17 protein-coding genes are annotated in these 18,394 nt (G+C 36.3%); 13 read left to right on the top strand and 4 right to left on the bottom strand.

Annotated features, from left to right (window positions below):
* Positions 1-51 precede the first annotated feature (51 nt).
* From A3EM_RS0102000 to A3EM_RS0101980, 4 genes are all read left to right on the top strand, one after another.
* Positions 52-1,266: a sodium/proton-translocating pyrophosphatase gene (locus tag A3EM_RS0102000; RefSeq protein WP_020526488.1), complete on the top strand. Its 1,215-nt coding sequence runs from the start codon at positions 52-54 to the stop codon at positions 1,264-1,266.
* Between the two features lie 923 nt (positions 1,267-2,189).
* Positions 2,190-3,470, top strand: coding sequence for a porin (locus A3EM_RS0101990; protein WP_020526486.1), 1,281 nt, complete (start codon positions 2,190-2,192; stop codon positions 3,468-3,470).
* Positions 3,471-3,540: 70 nt separating this feature from the next.
* Positions 3,541-4,725 carry a Na/Pi symporter gene (locus A3EM_RS0101985; protein ID WP_020526485.1) on the top strand — a complete coding sequence of 395 codons (1,185 nt, stop codon included), beginning with the start codon at positions 3,541-3,543 and terminating at the stop codon, positions 4,723-4,725.
* 155 nt (positions 4,726-4,880) lie between these two features.
* A complete protein-coding gene (locus tag A3EM_RS0101980) occupies positions 4,881-5,186 on the top strand; it encodes a DUF4286 family protein (RefSeq protein ID WP_020526484.1) in 306 nt (101 codons plus the stop codon).
* 63 nt (positions 5,187-5,249) lie between these two features.
* Here A3EM_RS0101980 and A3EM_RS0101975 read toward each other — a convergent pair whose 3' ends face one another.
* Positions 5,250-5,624 carry a hypothetical protein gene (locus tag A3EM_RS0101975; RefSeq protein ID WP_157637703.1) on the bottom strand — a complete coding sequence of 125 codons (375 nt, stop codon included), beginning with the start codon at positions 5,622-5,624 and terminating at the stop codon, positions 5,250-5,252.
* 258 nt (positions 5,625-5,882) lie between these two features.
* Here A3EM_RS0101975 and A3EM_RS0101970 point away from each other — a divergent pair, with 258 nt between their 5' ends.
* The 6 genes from A3EM_RS0101970 to A3EM_RS0101945 all read left to right on the top strand — a co-directional run bounded on the left by A3EM_RS0101970 (position 5,883) and on the right by A3EM_RS0101945 (position 11,321).
* Entirely contained in the window at positions 5,883-8,096 is a 2,214-nt protein-coding gene (locus A3EM_RS0101970) for a protein-disulfide reductase DsbD family protein (RefSeq protein ID WP_020526482.1), read from the top strand.
* Positions 8,097-8,366: 270 nt separating this feature from the next.
* Entirely contained in the window at positions 8,367-8,699 is a 333-nt protein-coding gene (locus A3EM_RS0101965; protein WP_020526481.1) for a DUF6686 family protein, read from the top strand.
* A gap of 6 nt (positions 8,700-8,705) precedes the next feature.
* On the top strand, positions 8,706-9,245 hold the full coding sequence (locus A3EM_RS0101960) for a flavodoxin (RefSeq protein WP_020526480.1): 540 nt from the start codon (positions 8,706-8,708) through the stop codon (positions 9,243-9,245).
* Between the two features lie 255 nt (positions 9,246-9,500).
* A complete protein-coding gene (locus tag A3EM_RS0101955; RefSeq protein ID WP_020526479.1) occupies positions 9,501-10,127 on the top strand; it encodes a GyrI-like domain-containing protein in 627 nt (208 codons plus the stop codon).
* Positions 10,128-10,188: 61 nt separating this feature from the next.
* Positions 10,189-10,758 (top strand): Crp/Fnr family transcriptional regulator, encoded by a 570-nt coding sequence (locus A3EM_RS0101950; protein WP_020526478.1) that lies wholly within the window; start codon positions 10,189-10,191, stop codon positions 10,756-10,758.
* 110 nt (positions 10,759-10,868) lie between these two features.
* A complete protein-coding gene (locus tag A3EM_RS0101945; RefSeq protein ID WP_020526477.1) occupies positions 10,869-11,321 on the top strand; it encodes a carboxymuconolactone decarboxylase family protein in 453 nt (150 codons plus the stop codon).
* A gap of 53 nt (positions 11,322-11,374) precedes the next feature.
* On the opposite strand, the gene A3EM_RS0101940 is transcribed toward A3EM_RS0101945, so the two are convergent.
* Positions 11,375-11,584 carry an alkylphosphonate utilization protein gene (locus A3EM_RS0101940; protein ID WP_020526476.1) on the bottom strand — a complete coding sequence of 70 codons (210 nt, stop codon included), beginning with the start codon at positions 11,582-11,584 and terminating at the stop codon, positions 11,375-11,377.
* 175 nt (positions 11,585-11,759) lie between these two features.
* Here A3EM_RS0101940 and ppk1 point away from each other — a divergent pair, with 175 nt between their 5' ends.
* Positions 11,760-13,835, top strand: a complete 2,076-nt coding sequence (gene ppk1, locus A3EM_RS0101935) for a polyphosphate kinase 1 (RefSeq protein WP_044237262.1) — start codon at positions 11,760-11,762, stop codon at positions 13,833-13,835.
* A 7-nt stretch (positions 13,836-13,842) separates the two neighbouring features.
* Here ppk1 and A3EM_RS41245 read toward each other — a convergent pair whose 3' ends face one another.
* Positions 13,843-15,474, bottom strand: a complete 1,632-nt coding sequence (locus A3EM_RS41245; protein ID WP_020526474.1) for an FAD-dependent oxidoreductase — start codon at positions 15,472-15,474, stop codon at positions 13,843-13,845.
* A 228-nt stretch (positions 15,475-15,702) separates the two neighbouring features.
* On the opposite strand from A3EM_RS41245, the gene A3EM_RS0101925 reads away from it, so the two are divergent.
* Positions 15,703-16,566, top strand: a complete 864-nt coding sequence (locus A3EM_RS0101925; protein ID WP_020526473.1) for an RluA family pseudouridine synthase — start codon at positions 15,703-15,705, stop codon at positions 16,564-16,566.
* 22 nt (positions 16,567-16,588) lie between these two features.
* On the top strand, positions 16,589-17,068 hold the full coding sequence (locus A3EM_RS0101920; RefSeq protein WP_020526472.1) for a hypothetical protein: 480 nt from the start codon (positions 16,589-16,591) through the stop codon (positions 17,066-17,068).
* Positions 17,069-17,159: 91 nt separating this feature from the next.
* Here the strand turns inward: A3EM_RS0101920 and A3EM_RS0101915 are convergent, their stop codons facing one another.
* Positions 17,160-18,368 (bottom strand): hypothetical protein, encoded by a 1,209-nt coding sequence (locus tag A3EM_RS0101915; protein ID WP_020526471.1) that lies wholly within the window; start codon positions 18,366-18,368, stop codon positions 17,160-17,162.
* Positions 18,369-18,394: the final 26 nt, after the last annotated feature.

The following is an 18,394-nucleotide window of genomic DNA, read 5'->3' as shown; positions in this document are numbered from 1 at the left end:
TCAACAATGAAAATTGCTTTTTCAACCAGCTAAGCAATAAAAATGAGGATAATGAAACTGACCAACAATAAAATTGGTAATTCAAGTATTTACCACTATCAAAAGGCATTGCTTATTAGTGTCTTTTCAGCGCTTATCATATATTTTTCCCAAATTCATTTCGGACATTTTAATTTAGTACACTGCTATTCCGGAGCTATTGCCGGAGCAGGGGTTTTGCTTCTGGTACGCTTAATTGGAAACGTTTCCCTGAAAAAGGCGGAGCAAAGTGCCTTCTACAAATATATAGGAGTGTTTTTCGCCCCTAAACCATATAAAAGTTTAGCTCAATTATTTTTTAGCTTTTTGGCTATAATTGGCGTGTTTGGTTATTTGGGGATTTCCTATATTAATGCTTATGAGATAACCTATATCATGGCTTCCTATTTAGGTGGATCTGCTTTGGCATTTATCTTTTATGAACTTCTCGGATTCAAAATAGAAGATTTAAAAGTGACCTATAAAATTGATCGGGATCGCTACGATACATTTGTGGCTGTAATTATTGGAACAGCTTTTCTGGGTACCACTTTTAATCTGATACCGGGACAGTATGATCCATTTGAAGGAATGGGGGCCGTATTATTACCTATTTACTTTGCAGCCTTTAGTATTCTAATTACCTATATGGGGGCTGTTTTTGTGGAATTGTATCCAAATAAGAAAAATCAGATACTCATCCTGATCAGTTTTTTATCGGTAATCATTCTGATTCAGGTAGCCTCAATTTTAGTGAACAGGCTGTTGCCCGCCACCTGGATGATAGATGGTGTGGAATATTCCAGCACGAATGTTTTAGCAGCGATGCAGGTAGGGATTATTGCCGGTTTTATATCCGGAAAAGTGGTTAGATTATATCAGTACCTTGCCAACAGTTATATCAGGTTCATTCTGAAAAGAACCTCTGAAAAAATATTTTTAAATGTATTAATTCGAATGATGATCAACGGGGTAATTGCCTTAATTCCGTTGGCAATTATTGTTTATGCCCTATGGATGGCCTATGATATGATTGGTCTGTATAGTCTGGCTATTGCCTTTGTGTGTATGATCAGTAATGTTGGGGTTAATCTGGTAATTGACAAAAATTACCTACATATTAAAAACATTAAGTACATTAATTACTTCCAGCGTAGAAAACTGGAAAGGCTTTCGCCTAATGTACATGCATTGCTTGGGCAGTTTTTCAATTCCTCTCCCTCAGAAACCAGAAAACAAAAAGGATAGATTTGATTGGCCTGATCCATCGGGCTGAATGGCAGAGGCCGGTTTGCTTTCATTTCTCTCAATTAATAGCATCCACTGCTGCTCAAAAATTTAGATTTTTTATTTCTCCAATCAGTACACTCATTCTGATTGGAGATTTTTTATTTGTAATCTTTGAAGGTGCTGAAAACTTCAATAATTTCAGAAAGCTACTGTATAATATTGTTGATAGTGGGAACAGAAAGGCTATTTGGCTGCTATTTTGGATATTTAATATTAACTAAATGTTAATTTGAATCATTTAATGTTAATAGTAAGTTAATTTAAGGTTAAAAATTAATATTTAGTTTTCTTTTATGTAATATGAAATTTGTCTTAAAGAAATATTTAAGCGATTTAAGATTGGGATTTAAATAAAAGAAAAGTTGTTTGGATTTACAGTATTTGTCTGCCTGATTAGGAAATAGAAGGGTTTTTAAGGGGTAAGGAAATGATGGTAATTTATTGGGATTAATTATAACTTTTTCAATATTACCTCCTTCCGTTATTTGTAATATTATAATGGGTAAAGATAGGCTAATTGTGCTTGTTTTTTGCTTGTTTAATCTGTTTTTATGCGTCTTTCCATTTTATTCAGTTTGTTTGGAGTTATTCCTCTTCAATAAGGTTTTTTAGTAATTTCTGGTTTTTTAATAAGGTGTGTTTTTAAATAGCCTGTCTTTGTTTCTACAATTGTCCTTGTTTGCCAAATAGAATGTTGATTTGTTTTACTTAAGGTTTTTGTCTTAAAAAACAAGCGTTAGAAAATACTTAACATTATATTAATTTTTCATTCATGATTGATTAAATAATGTATTTCATTTTTGCTTTCAAGTAAAAAAAAATTAAAGAAAAATTTAATAAAAATTAATGCCTGCCGGAGTTGATTCAAAAAATAATATAGAATGAAATTTACCTTATTTTGTCTGTTTATAGGGCTATTACTAACAAATACTTCATGGTCACAAGAAATTGCAAAGGCTTCAGAAAATAAAAAAAATGAACAAGAGGAGCTGTTAAAGGAAAATCAACAAAACGCCAATTCCTTGCAGAAGGAAAACTCTGATACACTGGGGGTAGAAAACAGTAGATTCAAGTTAATTAATGGTGACACCGACCGAAAAATTGAGATTAATACCGGAAAAGTGTCATTTGGGATAAAATACAGTGCAAGACTACAGACCAGAATGGACCTGACTTCTGTGCCCCACACTGAAGAACCATCCTTTGACAGAAGACTTTGGATAAGGCGGGCCAGGGTAAAATCAAGTGGTTATCTTTTTCATAAGAGTCTGGGCTACAAATTTGAGGCGGATGTGGTAGGCAATCAAATCCTTGATGCTGTAATTCAGTGGAATTTCTATAAAAATTTTACCCTGTGGGTAGGACAAACCAAGCTCCCAGGTAACCGAGAACGGGTGATTTCTTCTCAAAATTTGCAGTTTGTAGACCGTTCATTGCTCAATAAACAATATAACATTGACAGGGATAAGGGAATTCAGCTCCATCACCACTTTAATATCGGCAACTTTTTAATAAGAGAAAAAGCTGCTGTCTCTTTGGGAGAAGGTAAAAACTATTCTTATAATGAAAATGATGTGGAAGGAAATAAAGGTTATGGCTTTACTGGAAGACTGGAATTCCTGCCATTTGGTAATTTTTCAAAAAAAGGGGATTACTCAGAAGCTGATTTGGTGAGAGAAAAAACGCCAAAATTATCTGTAGGGGTAAGCTATGATTATAATGACAATGCCATCCGGGAAAAGGGAAGACTGGGAGATCTCATCCATGTAGAATCTCCAGGGGATTTATCTGCGTGGTATGTGGATGCGATGTTCAAATACAATGGGTTTTCTGCAATGGGAGAATATACCAAAAGAACCTCTTCTTATAACAATCCGGCTGAAGTAAAGGCTATTGACGATTTTCAATTTTTTTATGTAGGTACAGGATTGAATATGCAGGCAGGGTATTTATTCAAGAAAAATTGGGAAATAGCCGCCAGGTTTACCACCATCAGCCCTGAGGATGAAATAAGAAAAAACGATATTGACGAATATACATTTGCGCTTTCCAAATACATCATCGGTCATAAAATAAAGGTGCAAAATGATTTTAGTTACCAAAGAGAGGAGACTAAACCCTCCAAATATATTTACCGAATTCAATTAGAATTATCCTTTTAAAATCAAAATTAATCATCTCGAAAGGACCGGAAAGTTTGAGAAGGAATTGGAGAGAAGTAAACAGAAAGATATGTTAACTGCAGAAAAAAAAGCACCAGAAATTGACACCTTAAGCCTTATAAAGCGAGTCGTTTTAGTATTTGTAGTCTTGTTTCTTTTCCTGGTATCGCTCAGTTTAATGAGTGGTGGATTTAAGTTATTGGGAAAAGGAATTGCTGAAGAAATCATCAGTATCACTTCTAATCCCTTTATCGGATTATTTGTAGGGTTACTGGCTACGGCACTGGTCCAAAGTAGTTCGACCACCACCGCTATGATTGTAGCCATTGTGGCTGCCGGTACTTTGCCCTTACAAAGTGCCATCCCCATGATTATGGGAGCCAATATAGGGACAAGTGTTACCAGTACAATTGTAGCGCTGGGCCATATGACAAGCCGATCAGAAATTGGTAAAGCCATTTCTGCTGCTACGGTTCATGATTTTTTCAATTTATTAGTAGTGGCTGTTTTATTTCCTTTGGAATATTTCTTTGGGCTGTTATCTTCATTAGGTGGCACAATAGCAGGTTTCTTTTATTTTGAGGCCGGACAAACCACCGAAATATTCAATATCATGGCCGTTACTGTAAAACCTACTGCAAAATTTGTTATTGACTTATTGGCTAAAAATGGAATATTGGTCATTCTGGTTTCTGTAATTGCATTGTTTTTCTCTTTAAGGGCTTTTACAGTTTTATTGAAAAGTCTGCTTATTGGAAGTTCTCAGCAAAAAATGGAAAAGTATATTTTTGGAAAACCTGTCTATTCCCTGTTTTGGGGGGCAGTAATGACTGCTGCTGTACAATCCAGTTCTGTTACTACTTCAGTTTCGGTACCCCTTGTAGCTACTAATAAGATTAGCTTAAGACAGGCTTTTCCATTTCTAATGGGAGCCAATATAGGTACTACTGTTACCGCATTAATAGCTGCAATTTCACAAACAGAAGCGGCACTTGCTGTGGCCATTTGTCATTTGTTATTCAATTTAATTGGTGTTTTGGTTTTGTTCCCTATTCCATTCATCAGAAATTTTCCTATCAGGCTGGCAGAAGCTTTGGGAAATGCTACTGAAAAAAACAAAGTTACCGGTTTTGCCTATGTGGTTTGTACCTTTTTTATTATACCATTTGTCCTCATTTATACTTCATCAAGTCTTGAGGAAGATAAAGCCTTAAAAGTTGCACCTAAAACCGTGGTTGTCACTGCAGAGCACTAATTTGAAAATTCAAAGGGATATTTATTTTAGCCCTCTATGCCATTGGATTTTTCCAATGGCTTTTTTATTTGATTATTTCCAATACCGCCTTCTCTGAAATACCTTTGTAAGGTAATCAGAATTATAATCCTAAATAAGCCGGGTGCTTTCGAATAATGATACTATATAATGTAACTGTAAATGTAGAGGAGGAAATTAGAGTAGAATGGATTGACTGGATGAAAAATAAACATATCGGAGAAGTAATGGCCACCGGTTGTTTTATGGATTTTAAGTTTTTGAAATTACTCAGTGAAGATCCCAATAATACCGGCACCACTTATTGTATTCAGTATTTCTGTGAAAATCCTGATAAATTAAATTATTATCTGGAAAACTTTGCTCCCGCATTACAGAAAGAACATTTCGAAAAATATCAGGGAAAACACGTGGCTTTCAGAACACTTCTGGAAGAGGTATAAAAAAAGGATCAGCAAATTTTTTACTGATCCCGGGGTATTTTTTATAGGTTAAGGTTAAAAAGATTATTGTAATAATGGACCCTGATCTACTGGTGAATCATCCACTGTGTAATAATAGGTATTACCATAATTCATCATTAATTCCACTCCATAAGGAAGATCTTTCTGTTCAAAATCCTCTTCATCCATTTCTGCTGAATAGACCAAATCTCCATCCTGATTGTAAACTATTATTTTCATTTTTGGTTCACTTTCTAAATCAAGATCTTCATCATCAAGTAAAATTTCTTTTACCGTATCCTGTTCCGTTAAATTGCCATCCCTATTGTCATTTATTTCCTTATTCGCAGGCTTATCTCCTTCCTGATATGCAAATAAATTGTTGTTTAAGCCGAGGTTCAATGTAATTAATGCGAATAATAAGGTTAACTTTTTCATCTCTTTTATGATTTAGTATTGTGTTTTTTGTTTTTGTATGTCTCAAAATTGGGTAGAATTCTGAAAGCAAAAAATTGAATTGTAGTGAAGGGGAAAATGAAAAGAGCGGAAGGGCCAATAATGCGAGTTATCCCGGGGTTAATTCATAAAGAATTAAGATATTTGAACTGATATTGATTTTAGATAGTTTTGGTGGTGTTATTAAGAAGGCCAAAAAATATCAATCAGAAAAGAGCAGGCATAAACATTTGAAGTTCCATGAACAATACAATCAAATTCGGTATTATAAATTTGTTATTAATCATTCTTCCATTTACCCTATTTGCCCAGTTGGAAAAACACATAGAGTGGGATTCCAGGTTGGCGAAAAAGGAGGCCGCAATTGGAGAGTCGGTGGAGCTGATATTTACTGCGGAGATTGATAAGGACTGGTATCTGTATTCTTCTGATTTCGATCCGGATTTAGGGCCAATGGTCACCGAGTTTTCATTTGAGGAAAATGATACTTATGAGCTGGTAGGGGAGGTGAAGCCGATTAATCCCAAAAGAAAATATGATTCTTTAATCTGGGAGGGGGAATACACTTATTTTAAGGAAAAAGCCGAGTTTCGCCAAAAGGTGAAAGTGCTAAAAGATGGCTTCAATGTAAAAGTGGGTGTGCTAGGACAAACCTGTAGTGATATTGATGGAAAATGTATCCTCTTTGAAGAAGTGTTTAATTTTTCCGGTTTAAAAGTAAAAAACGAAGCTCCGGCAGGATCACAGGGCAATACTGAGCCTGTAATTGAGAAAAATAAGGATATAGCCATTCCCAAAGCTGGGGCGACTGAAAATCCAGTTGCAGAAGCAGAATCTGAGTCTTCAGAACAGGTAAAATCTGAAAACGAAGTTCAGGAAAATATGCCAAAAACGGAGGTTGTAAAGGAAGAGGTGGAGGAAGATCAGGAAGCGTCAGCCTCTATAAATGATAAACTACTAAAAGACGAATCTCAGGGATCTTTGTTCTGGTTGATGGTGTTGGCATTTACCAGCGGGTTGGCTGCGATTGTAATGCCATGTGTCTTTCCCATGATTCCAATGACCGTGTCATTTTTTACCAACCGAAAGGCAAAAGGAGAAGCTGTTTTCTTTGGATTGTCCATAATATTTATCTATACCGTTCCGGTAGCCATAATGACAAAACTGTTCGGGTTAACCATACTCAATGAACTGAGTACCAACTGGTTCGTGAATTTATTGTTCTTTGCCATTTTCATCATTTTTGCCTTCTCATTTTTTGGGGCTTACGAATTGGTATTACCCAGTAAATGGATTACCAGTGCCGATAAACAGGTAGATAAAGGCGGCTTGATCGCTCCGTTTTTTATGGCGCTTACCCTGTCTCTTGTTTCCTTCTCCTGTACAGGTCCCATTATTGCGCTATTATTGGGCTTGCTGATCGATTCGAATGGGGAAACCAGCTTAATGGTGCCCATTCTGGGGATATTTGTGTTTTCTTTATCTTTTGCCCTGCCATTTACCATTTTCGCTTTCTTCCCAAGAATGATGGATAAACTGCCCAAATCCGGAGGCTGGATGAATACCATAAAAGTGACTTTTGGTTTTATTGAACTGGCACTGGCATTCAAATTCTTAAGTGTAGCAGATCAGGTATATCACTGGGGAATTTTAGACAGAGAGGTTTATATTGCCATCTGGGCTGCGATTAGTTTATTCATGGGATTGTATTATTTAGGATATATCAGGCTTCCCCATGATGAAAAACAGGATCATGTTTCTGTTTCCAAGTTGCTGTTAAGTCTGGTTTGTTTTGCCTTTTTGATTTACCTGATTCCCGGGATGTTTGGTGCACCCTTAAAAGGACTTTCAGGTTATTTGCCGCCAAGAAATACCCACGATTTCGACATCATGGCTGAAATTCAGCAAAACAAACAATATCTGGCTTATCAGAATGCTGAAGGAGAAAATAGGTATAATAGAAAAAATGTGAAGTACGCTCAGTATATGAAGGAAATGCCACATGGTATTCAGGGATATTACGATTTTGAGCAGGGAATGAAGGTGGCTAAGGAAGAAGGAAAGCCTGTTTTTATCGATTTCACAGGACATGGCTGTGTAAATTGCAGGAAGATGGAAGATAATGTGTGGGGAGAAACCCCGGTACTCTCAAGATTGATGAATGATTATATAGTGATTGCCCTGTATGTAGATGACAGGACTGTTGTTCCGGAAGAGGATTGGGTGAAAAGTGAAGATGGAAAGATCAGGAAAACCATTGGGGCGATCAATGCCCATTTCCAAATAGAAAGATTTAATAGAAATGCCCAGCCTTTTTATGTATTGCTGGACCATAATGAAAACCTGCTGGTCAAACCAATTGCCTACGAACCTGATGTAAATGCATTTGTCACATTTTTAGACAGAGGTTTGGATGAATTTAATAAAAGAGATCAAAAGCTGGTGAAAAAATAGCCAACGAAAAATTAGAGGATTTCCTGATTAAGGTAAAAAAATCCAAAAACTCCCACCGCCTTAAATGGTTGTGGGAGTTTTTTTATGGTAATATCAATAATGGGCGTTTGCAGCGAAACAGTTAAAATTTAAACATGCTCTTAACCAACTTCCAGATGATTTTCATGATTAAAGCATTTGAAAATTTACCTAATGCTAGGGATTGTAAAAATTAATATTTCACCTGATCTTTGTTCTTATTTAGTCTTATTATAAATAAGTATAAAAAATATGAAGAAAAGGTACAGCGAAATATTTCGAACAGCGAAAGGGGTGGTGCATAAAGTAGTTGGAAAAAACATGTACCAGGTTGAGTTTGGAAATTTACATATCGTTTTTGGGTTTAACAGCCTCCAAAAGTTTAAAGATTTTATAGAGGAAACCGATATTAATAAACTGGACGATATGGTCGTTTCCCCTTCCAAAAAGATAATAATTTTTCCTCCGAGAGTGAATAGTGGCTATGCATTTGAGAAAAAAGAGTTCTTAGAATTCAGGGAATTATTATTGGGTACAGTGTCTTTATTGGCAATAGAAAAAGAAATCACAAACATACTAAGTTAAGAAAATATGAGTAAAATAGGATTATTCTACGGCTCTGATACTGGACGTACAGAAGAGGTAGTGGAAAAAATAGTAGAAATCGTTGGTGAGGAAAATCTGGAGATTCATGATATGAGTGGGGTAAAGGAGATCGATTTATTTGCCAACTATGAATATATACTAATAGGAGTACCCACCTGGTTTGACGGAGACCTTCAAAGTGATTGGGATTATTTTTTTGAAAAATTCCAGACTATTGATTTTTCAGGTAAAATTGTAGCAATTTTCGGATTAGGAGATCAGGTTGGTTATGCTGAATATTTTGTGGATGGTATTGGAACACTGGGTAATGTGGTGATGGAAAATGGAGGAGAGTTGGTAGGAGCCTGGTCTGTAGAAGGCTATGATTTTGAAGAGTCGAAGGCAGTTTTTGAGTATGAAGGTCAAAATTATTTTATGGGACTTGCTTTAGATGAGGATAATGAGTCTGAACTTACAGACGAACGCTTAAATGCGTGGTTAGAGCAGGTTTTTGAAGAGTTTAGCACAGAAATTCCTGTCCAATAAGTTTCTCCAAATGAAAATGTTATTTTGTTGAAGTATCACCAGTCAGTGTTTAACCACCGGTTTTGGTTTGAAAATAAATGAAAAACTCCCACAGCATGAAGTTGCTGGTGGGAGTTTTTAGTACAATACCTTACTGAGAATAAATAATTTAATTCTTGGTGAAATTTTTCTCATGGATATACTGACATAGGGTTGTCACCAGGTGCTCCTAACTTTGTTCTGAATCAATTTCTGTGCATAAAAAAAAGACTAAAGATGAAACATGAATGGAGAAAAAATGAGAAAAAAATCTACATTCCCGGAAATAAACCGGAGGTAATTGAAATCCCCAAATTTAAATTTCTTACCATCAATGGAGAAGGGAACCCAAATGAGCCGGGATTTACCGATTATATTGAAGTTCTGTACACGCTTTCCTATGGGATAAAAATGAGCCCAAAAAAAGGACTGAAGCTCAAAGGTTTCTACGATTATGTTGTTTATCCGCTAGAAGGAGTTTGGGATATTAATGAGGAAGCCAAAAAGAATTTTAATGGGTCAATTAACAAAGACGATTTAGTTTTTAAGTTAATGATTAGGCAACCGGACTTTGTAAATGCCAATTTTGTGGAAACCATAAGAGAAATGACAATGGCTAGAAAACCACTTAAATTGCTAAAAGAAGTGGCATTTGAAGAAATGGAGGAAGGGAAATGTGTGCAGATGTTGCATAAAGGTAGTTTTGATGATGAGCCGGAAACCTTCCGGATAATGGAAGATTTTGCTGAAAAAAATGGATTGAAAAGGGTTTCCAAAATCCATAGAGAAATATATTTATCGGATACCAGAAAAGTGGCTCCGGAAAAATTAAAAACTACTTTAAGGTTTAATGTGAAGGTTTAGGTTGGTAGTATTAGAAAATTTGTAACTTTCCGTTGCAGAACTTCCAATCACCATTTTTCCAATGAACCCACAACTCACCGAACATATCAAACAATTTGCTAGTCCAACTGAAGAGGATTTGGCATTGCTTTTTGAGGAGGTAGAATACAAGGCAGTAGGCCCTAAGGAATTTCTTTTGAAGGAGGGGCAGTTTTGCAAATTCCAGTATTTCGTGTTGAAAGGGTGTTTGAGGTTATATCAAATAAATGACAGAGGAAATGAGCAGATTTTCAACTTTGGAATACCTAACTGGTGGATTACTGATCTGGATAGTCTGATTAACCACACGCCCGCTAAAAAGTACATACAGGCTACAAAAAAATGTGAAGTCTTGAAGTTTAGTCGGGTTCATTTAGAAAAGGTGATGGCGGTTTCTCCTGCTATTTGTAACTATTTCAGGATATTGCTGGAAAAAGTAAAAGTGGCAGATCAGCGGAAAATGGAATATTCCCTGAAGTTTTCCGGGGAAGAGCTTTACCATCATTTTTGCTCGAAAAATCCTGCCTTCGTTCAGGAAGTTCCCCAATATATGATTGCCTCCTATCTTGGTTTTACACCAGAATTTATCAGTAAAATAAGAGGGAAGAAGTGAATCAGAACTCTTTGCTATAAAATAATTGTCAGTGATATTTCTTAATCATGATTAATTTTTAAGAATTCTTTTTAAGTCAATTTTGAACTGTAACCAAAAATTTAAAAATCATGATTGCAGAAAGAATTGAACTTAGCAGTGTAAAACCAGGAATTTTCAAGCCTTTATTTGATTTGACCAATCAGATAAAGAAAAGCTCCCTGTCCACCACAGAGTATTATTTGATTGAGATTAGGGCTTCCCAAATTAATGGTTGTGCATTTTGTGTGCAGATGCATACCAGAGAAGCCGTTGAACATGGGGAAAAACAATACCGGATTCATGCTTTACCCTTTTGGGAAGATTCCCCATTTTTTTCGGAGGAGGAGAAAATCATCATCAAAATGACAGAAGAAATCACCTTAATTGCTGAAAATGGCTTAAGCAGTGAAGTTTATGAACAAGCTATACAGGTTTTTGGGAAGGAAAAAGTGGCGGATATAATCATGGCAATTGTCGGAATAAATGCCTGGAATCGCATTGGCAGGGCTACATTATTAGTGCCAGAGCCTTCTCAGAATTGAGGGATTTTGGAAAAAGAAGAACATTGGCTTTATCTGGCCAATGTTCAATCCATTTAAGCTTTCTTCAAAAATTGCGTTTTCAATACTACCTGACTTTTGCCTACCCTACATTCTACTTCTCCAGAATCACCTGTAAGCCTGATATTTTTAATTACGTTTCCCCTTTTCAGGGTTTTTGACATGCCCTTTATTTTCAGGTCCTTAATCACATGGACGGAGTCCCCATCATTTAAGATGTTTCCATTGCTATCTTTTACATCCATTTTCTTTTCCTTTTGTGGTAAAAATACTGTTTTCGCAAAGTTACACTTAATGAGTTCCCATTTTTTAAAATCAATAAAATATTAAATTTCCATCAACCCGTTTAACTTTTTTTGTATTTCGCACGGAATGGTTTTGTTTTGGGCAGAAATTGCTCATTATTTTTTTACCTTCGAAATGGACGAAATCGCGGAAAAACCCGAAAAAGTATTTTCTTATTATAATAGAGATTTAAGTTGGTTATCATTTAATTACAGGGTGCTAATGGAGGCTGCCGATCCTGAGGTGCCTTTGTATGAAAGGATAAAATTTCTGGCTATCTTTTCTTCCAATCTCGATGAGTTTTTTAGAGTAAGGGTTGCTTCTCTGAGAAGTATTTTAAAATTGCCTAAAAAGAAAATCAAGAAAAAACTGGATTTCAAACCAAAAGCTGTATTTCATGCCATTCAGGAAACTGTAGGACAGCACCAACGGGAATTTGGAGTAATTTTTAGAGATGGAATTTTGCCTGTTTTAAAGGAAAACGGAATTGTACTTTATCAGGATGCAATTACTTCCGAAACGCATAAACAATTCATAAGAAAATACTTTAAGAACAGGGTTTTAGCATTCCTACAGCCTGTGGTTTTATCCAAAAATAAAGTCCCTTTTTTAAATAACCGAGAGCTATATTTTGCACTTGAACTAACCTATTTAAAAAATCAGGAAGCAGAAAAGAGCTTTGCAATCTTAAACATTCCATCCGATCATCTGCCTCGTTTTATCCAGCTGCCTGCAATAAATGGCATTCACTATTATATTTTTCTGGATGACATCATCAGGGAAAATCTGGATCTTATTTTCCCGGGCTATGAAGTAAATGGCTGTTATAGCATTAAAATTAACCGGGATGCTGATTTGCTCATAAATGATGAGTTTTCCGGTGATTTGGTGGATAAAATTAAAAAGCATCTTTCCAAAAGAAACATTGGGGTACCCAGCCGGTTTCTATTCGATTTGAATATGCCTGAAGGATTGCAACAATTCTTAAAGGAAAATTTAGAATTGTCGGATGAAGATATGGTTCCTGGAGGAAAGTATCATAATTTTAATGACCTTCTTGGCTTGCCAAATCCCCAAAAACCGGCCCTGGAAAACCTAAAACTTAATTCTTTGGATTTAAAAGAGCTGGATGACCATAAAACATTTTTTGAAGCCATTTTAAAGAAGGATTATTTATTACACTTTCCCTATCAATCCTATGATTATGTACTTCAGTTTTTCAATGAGGCTGCTATCGATCCATATGTATCCAAAATTCAACTGACTGTTTACCGGATTGCGGCCAACTCTTTTATTGCCAATGCCCTGATCAGTGCCGCCAAAAATGGCAAGGATGTGACTGTTTTTGTAGAGGTGAAAGCCAGATTTGATGAAGCCAATAATTTGAAATGGGCCAGGCTGATGGAAGAAGCCGGTGTGAAAATAATGTATAGTATTCCTGGTTTAAAGGTGCATGCAAAAATTGCATTGATCACAAGAGAAATAGCGGGGGAGGAGCAGGAATTTGCCTTTTTAGGAACTGGAAATTTCAATGAAAGTACAGCGAAAATTTATGCAGATCATGGGTTGTTTACTTCCAATGCAGCATTGACAAAAGAATTAAGGGGAGTATTTCATTTTCTCAATAATGGAGAAAAACCTCAGCTTTCCCATTTACTTGTGGCTCAGGTCAATTTACAGGAAAGTTTTCTTGAATTAATTGACAATGAAATTCGGTTGAAAGCTTCAGGGCTGGAGGCTTTTATCAAAATAAAACTGAATAACCTGGAGGATGAAGTGATGATTGACAAGCTATATGAGGCCAGCAATGCCGGAGTGAAAATTGACCTGATTGTGAGAGGGATTTGTTGTTTGGTTCCCGGAGTTGAAAATCAAGGTGAAAATATTACAGTGACAAGGGTAGTGGATCAGTTTCTGGAACATGCCCGGGCATTTGTTTTTGGAAATGGAGGAGAAACCAAAGTTATTTTAGGATCCTCTGACTGGATGAAACGGAATTTATACCACAGAGTAGAAGTTTGTTACCCTATTTTTAATGAGGCCTTAAAAGCAGAAATTCTTCAAATACTGGATTTTCAACTGCAGGATAATAGCAAGGCAGTCACACTTAATGCTGAACAGGAAAATTGCAAAAAACAGCGGCAGCCACTGGAAAAAGAATGCAGATCCCAGGTGGCTATTTATCATTATTTAAAGGAAAAAAGCCATTAATTTTCTACTAATGAACCATGGTTTTTCCATCTCCATGATGATGCGCATCTAATATCTGACCCTCTTGCAGTAAGCTTGTTTTTAGTTGATCATAAGGCACTTCCTGCACCGAAGTATTTTCATCAATTGCAATAGATGCCGCAGCTCCGGCTGCCTGTCCCATAGTCATGAACATCCAGACCAATCTTAGGCTGCCATAAGCTACATAGGATGAAGAAGGGCAGGCGGCCACAATCAGGTTTGTGCATTCCTCTTTCCTGGGAATTAATGCCTTGTAACTTACGCCATATGGCTGTATATTTTTATCAAATACAAATCCCTCGTTCCACACATATCCATTTTTTACTACCCGTTTGGCTGCATGCATATCAAAAGGCCAAAGCGTAACACCAATTGGGTCTTTCGCCTGAGCACTTCCCGGCCGGCCATTAGTTTCCGTCACTACATAATCTGAAACCATTCTTCTTGCAGACCGTGCATAAAATTTTCTTGGCCAGTTTCCATGCTCCATAAATTCATCTTTGGGTAAGCCGAAGGGTTTCCATTTCTCTTTTACCTCTTCCGGAACAGCTTCATCATTTTGTAAAAACCAAATCAGTCCAAGAGTGAAATTTTTATGGTAATCGTAAATTTCCTGTCTTTTCTGGTAACCAGCATCGGGATAATTTACATTCATGCCATATAAATTTGCAGAGAGATCGTGCCAGCTTCCCATATCTGTTTTCCGGTTAGGTACATTTGATCTTGGGCCATTATTCAGGAAAGGATTTGAACCTCCTGCAGCAAAATACCTTCTGTAAATTTCATATTCATTAGGATTATATCCTGCAGGTTTTTGAATAGGCAGTCTGTTTTCAGCGCTGTCAGTTAGGCAAATTCTAAAACAGAATCCCATGATATAAGGACTTGATACTCCGGGTTCTTGTAAGGGTCCATCCAAAATGGTGGGCAAAAGTCCGCTGCTTGAATCTCCCGGTATTTTATATGGATCAATTTTTACTTCAAACTGGCGGTACACCTGCCTGGGAAACTCCCCATTAATAGTTTCCCCATATTTGGCATTTCCCTCTCTTCCAAAAGTGTAACTCACACCAGAAAATGCCATTAAATCGCCTTCAATCATGGCATCAATGAATATTTTAGCAAAAAATCGTTTCCCGCTCTCCATTACAATCTCTTTTATTTGCCTGCCCTCCTTTACGACTCCTGCTTTTCCTTCTTTCAACCTTTCGTTTTTATGGATGGCGATTTTAGGATATTCTGCCAGCCAGTCTAAAATCACTTTTTCGGCTACATGTGGTTCCCATCCAAAATCTCCCAAACCTTTTTGATGTCCGTAATATCTGGAAATTCTTATGTAAAATTCTAATGGCAGTCCACTCACAAATCTTTTATTATCCACATGGCCATCCCCTATATCACTTGAGGAAAGCCCTTCAATCATGAAACCGCCAATGTGGCCCGTAGGAGAGATTAGCGCTACTGATTTCCCTGATTTAGCTGCTTTTATAGCTGCGATAAAACTGGCTTCACTTTCTCCGTAAATACAAATTTCAGTTTCTATTAAGTTTGGGTTTTCTGGCTGGTGTTGGCATTTAAAAAGTAACAGCGCAAGCAGTATGATTGTAAATATTTTCATTTTCAATTACTATATATAAATGAGCAATCCCTGAGATAAGGATTTGATTTGTACTCAAATATAGGGATAATATGGACATAGGAGCATTGAAATTACAAAGGCAAAATGAATAGGGAAAAATCCAGAAGTTAATTTCTATGGACGTATCTTTACCTATTATTTTTTCAACTTTACTCTGCATGAAAGAAAATCAGGAATAGTCACAAAAACCTTCCTTAAGGAATATACTTGGAAATAATCGAATCGCATACTGTTTTAACTCAGGATCACCCAGTCAGGCTCTCGGAATATGTTATTGGAATATTTGATGCCATAACCACCAGACAGGGAATGAAAAAAGCCATTAAAAAAGGCTTGGTAATGGTAAATGGGGAAGTTGCAGAAACCGGAAGGTTTTTAAAAGGAGGAGAAATTATTTCGCTTTGTAAACCCAGCGTTATTCCGGATCAGCCTATTGCTGAATTAAAACTGGAAGTTTGCTATGAAGATGATTATCTGGCTGTTATCCATAAACCTGCAGGAGTAGTGGTAAGTGGGAATCAACTGAAAACCATATATAATGCCCTTCCTTTCAACCTTGTGGTTAGCCGGCAGACAGATGCACTTTCCAGACCTGCTCCTGTGCACCGTTTGGATTTTCCCACAAGTGGGTTATTGCTGGTTGGTAAAACCTCTTCAACTGTTGTTGCACTCAGTAAGATGTTTGAAGAGAAAAAGATGGAGAAAATTTACCATGCGGTTACCATTGGTAAAATGGAGAAAACCGGGATTTTGAATGCTTCCATTGGAGGGAAAATGGCGGAAACCTGGTTTGAAGTTTTAAAGTCAGTTGAATCAGCACGATTTGGCATACTGAATCTGGTGGCCTTAAAACCACTGACAGGGAGAAGGCATCAATTGCGTATTCATTTGTCCCAACTGGGACAACCGATTTTGGGTGATAAAGATTATGGAAAACCAGGTTTAATTTTAAAAGGAAAAGGATTGTATTTACAGGCTTCCGGCCTTAAATTTTCCCATCCTGTCTCTGGGGAAATTCTTGATTTTAATTTACCATTACCGAAAAAATTCAAAAAGATCTTTTCTTTATAATTACAGATAAAAATACTAACAAATGAAAGCGGCCTCGGTAAGAGAGATAAAATACGAATTAGGCACAAAATCGCCTAAAGAATTGATGGAGCTTTGTCTGATGATGTCGAAGTTTAAAAAAGAAAATAAAGAACTGCTCACTTATTTGCTTTTTGAGGCTGAGGATGAGCATGCTTTTGTGGAAAGTATCAAAAGAGAAGTTGACGATCTTTTTGAGGAAATAAATCTGGCCAGTTATTATTACATCCGAAAAAGGGCAAGAAAGATTTTAACCCATATCAAAAAGCATATCCAATATTCCAAGAAAAAGGAAACTGAAATTGAATTACTGATTTACTATTGTCAAAAATTGAGGGAAATAAAACCTCCAATCTGGAATTATGTTGCTCTCAAAAATATTTATGAAAGACAGGTAGTAGCTATCAAAAAGTCAATATCTACCCTTCATGAAGATCTCCAGATGGACTATGAGCATGATTTGGGGGAGTTATTGGATTATTGAATGACTAGGCATAAACGCTTGAAAAAAAAATGAATAAAAGAAAAATAATCTTAAAGCTGCTCATATTGATATGTGGTGTAATTAGGCATTTTTAATCCTTTTGAATATACTGGATTAGTCCTGCATATCCTCTGTTTCCATTATTTCCGGATGGACCTGAAGGAGCAGTTTTATCAGCATTTTTCAACTTGCCATTTTCAATATATTTATAATCTCCCCCACTTCCCCCGTATCCTCCATTACCTCCTACTCCCCCTGAAACATCGAAGTAAATGCATGATAAATGTTTGGTAAATGATTTGGGATATAGCACTAGAATATGTGCACCATTTCCTCCATTTCCTCCATTCCCCCCAGATCCACCTGCAGTTCCTGATAGATTTTTTATTGTTCCTGATGTGCCACTGCTTCCTGAACTTCCATGGGCACCGTTACCTCCTTTTGCAAGAATTTTCAGCTTAAATTTTACTGGATTTATAATGATAATTCTTGTGGTGTTCCAGTTTGAAATTTTTAGAGTATACAAGGAATCATTGAAAGGAGAAACATCAACAGTCACACTTTGGGCATCAATGCCATTGTAACCATTTATACCATAAGTTTTTGAAGAATTGGATGCAGAGAAATTAAAAGTCTGATATCCCCCAAAAGTAAATGGAATTTCAACTGATTTGGAGAAGTTTTTATTAGAAATATGGATTTTCAGGTTTGCATTTTCTAAAGAGCCATCGAATGGATTTGTCTTGCACGAAATCATATTTATAGATTCTGCATTTTCATATGCTATTCGAATGCCATGTCTGTTGATAATGTATCTTAAATCATCTCCACCATAGGATTTAATAACACCGTTAGAATAAGTACATTTCGCTTTTAAATTGAATTTTTGACCATAACTAATGGGTTGTTGAAAAACTTCAAAATCCTTAATTACCGGGATAATTAGGGTATCATGAATTATTTCCTCTGGAAACCTGGGATGGTTATATCTGATAGGAACGATTCCATTATATTCAATGATTAGACTCTTGTTTAAAGAAATTTCCTTCTTGAATGATGAATACCTTTTTTCTCCAACATAAAAATTCATTTTCTGGAACTTTGCCGAAAGAATTGGTTTTTGGTAAAGGCTACCTACTCGTTTTTTTCTACCCTTTTTATTGTCATAGATTACTCCAAATTTAATATTTTCATGATTGGTAATATCAACAGTAGAGTCTACTACGAATTTAATGTAATCCTGTGCAAAACCAGCTGAAAACCAAAATAATAGTATGAGGAGAGTACCAAAAACTTTCATTTAAAATGGGGTTTTATTTTCAGAAT

Origin of the sequence: Flexithrix dorotheae DSM 6795 (genome assembly GCF_000379765.1) — a bacterium.
Taxonomy (GTDB): domain Bacteria; phylum Bacteroidota; class Bacteroidia; order Cytophagales; family Flammeovirgaceae; genus Flexithrix; species Flexithrix dorotheae.
Note: the sequence above shows the minus strand (reverse complement) of the source record. Positions and strands in the feature narration are given on the sequence as shown.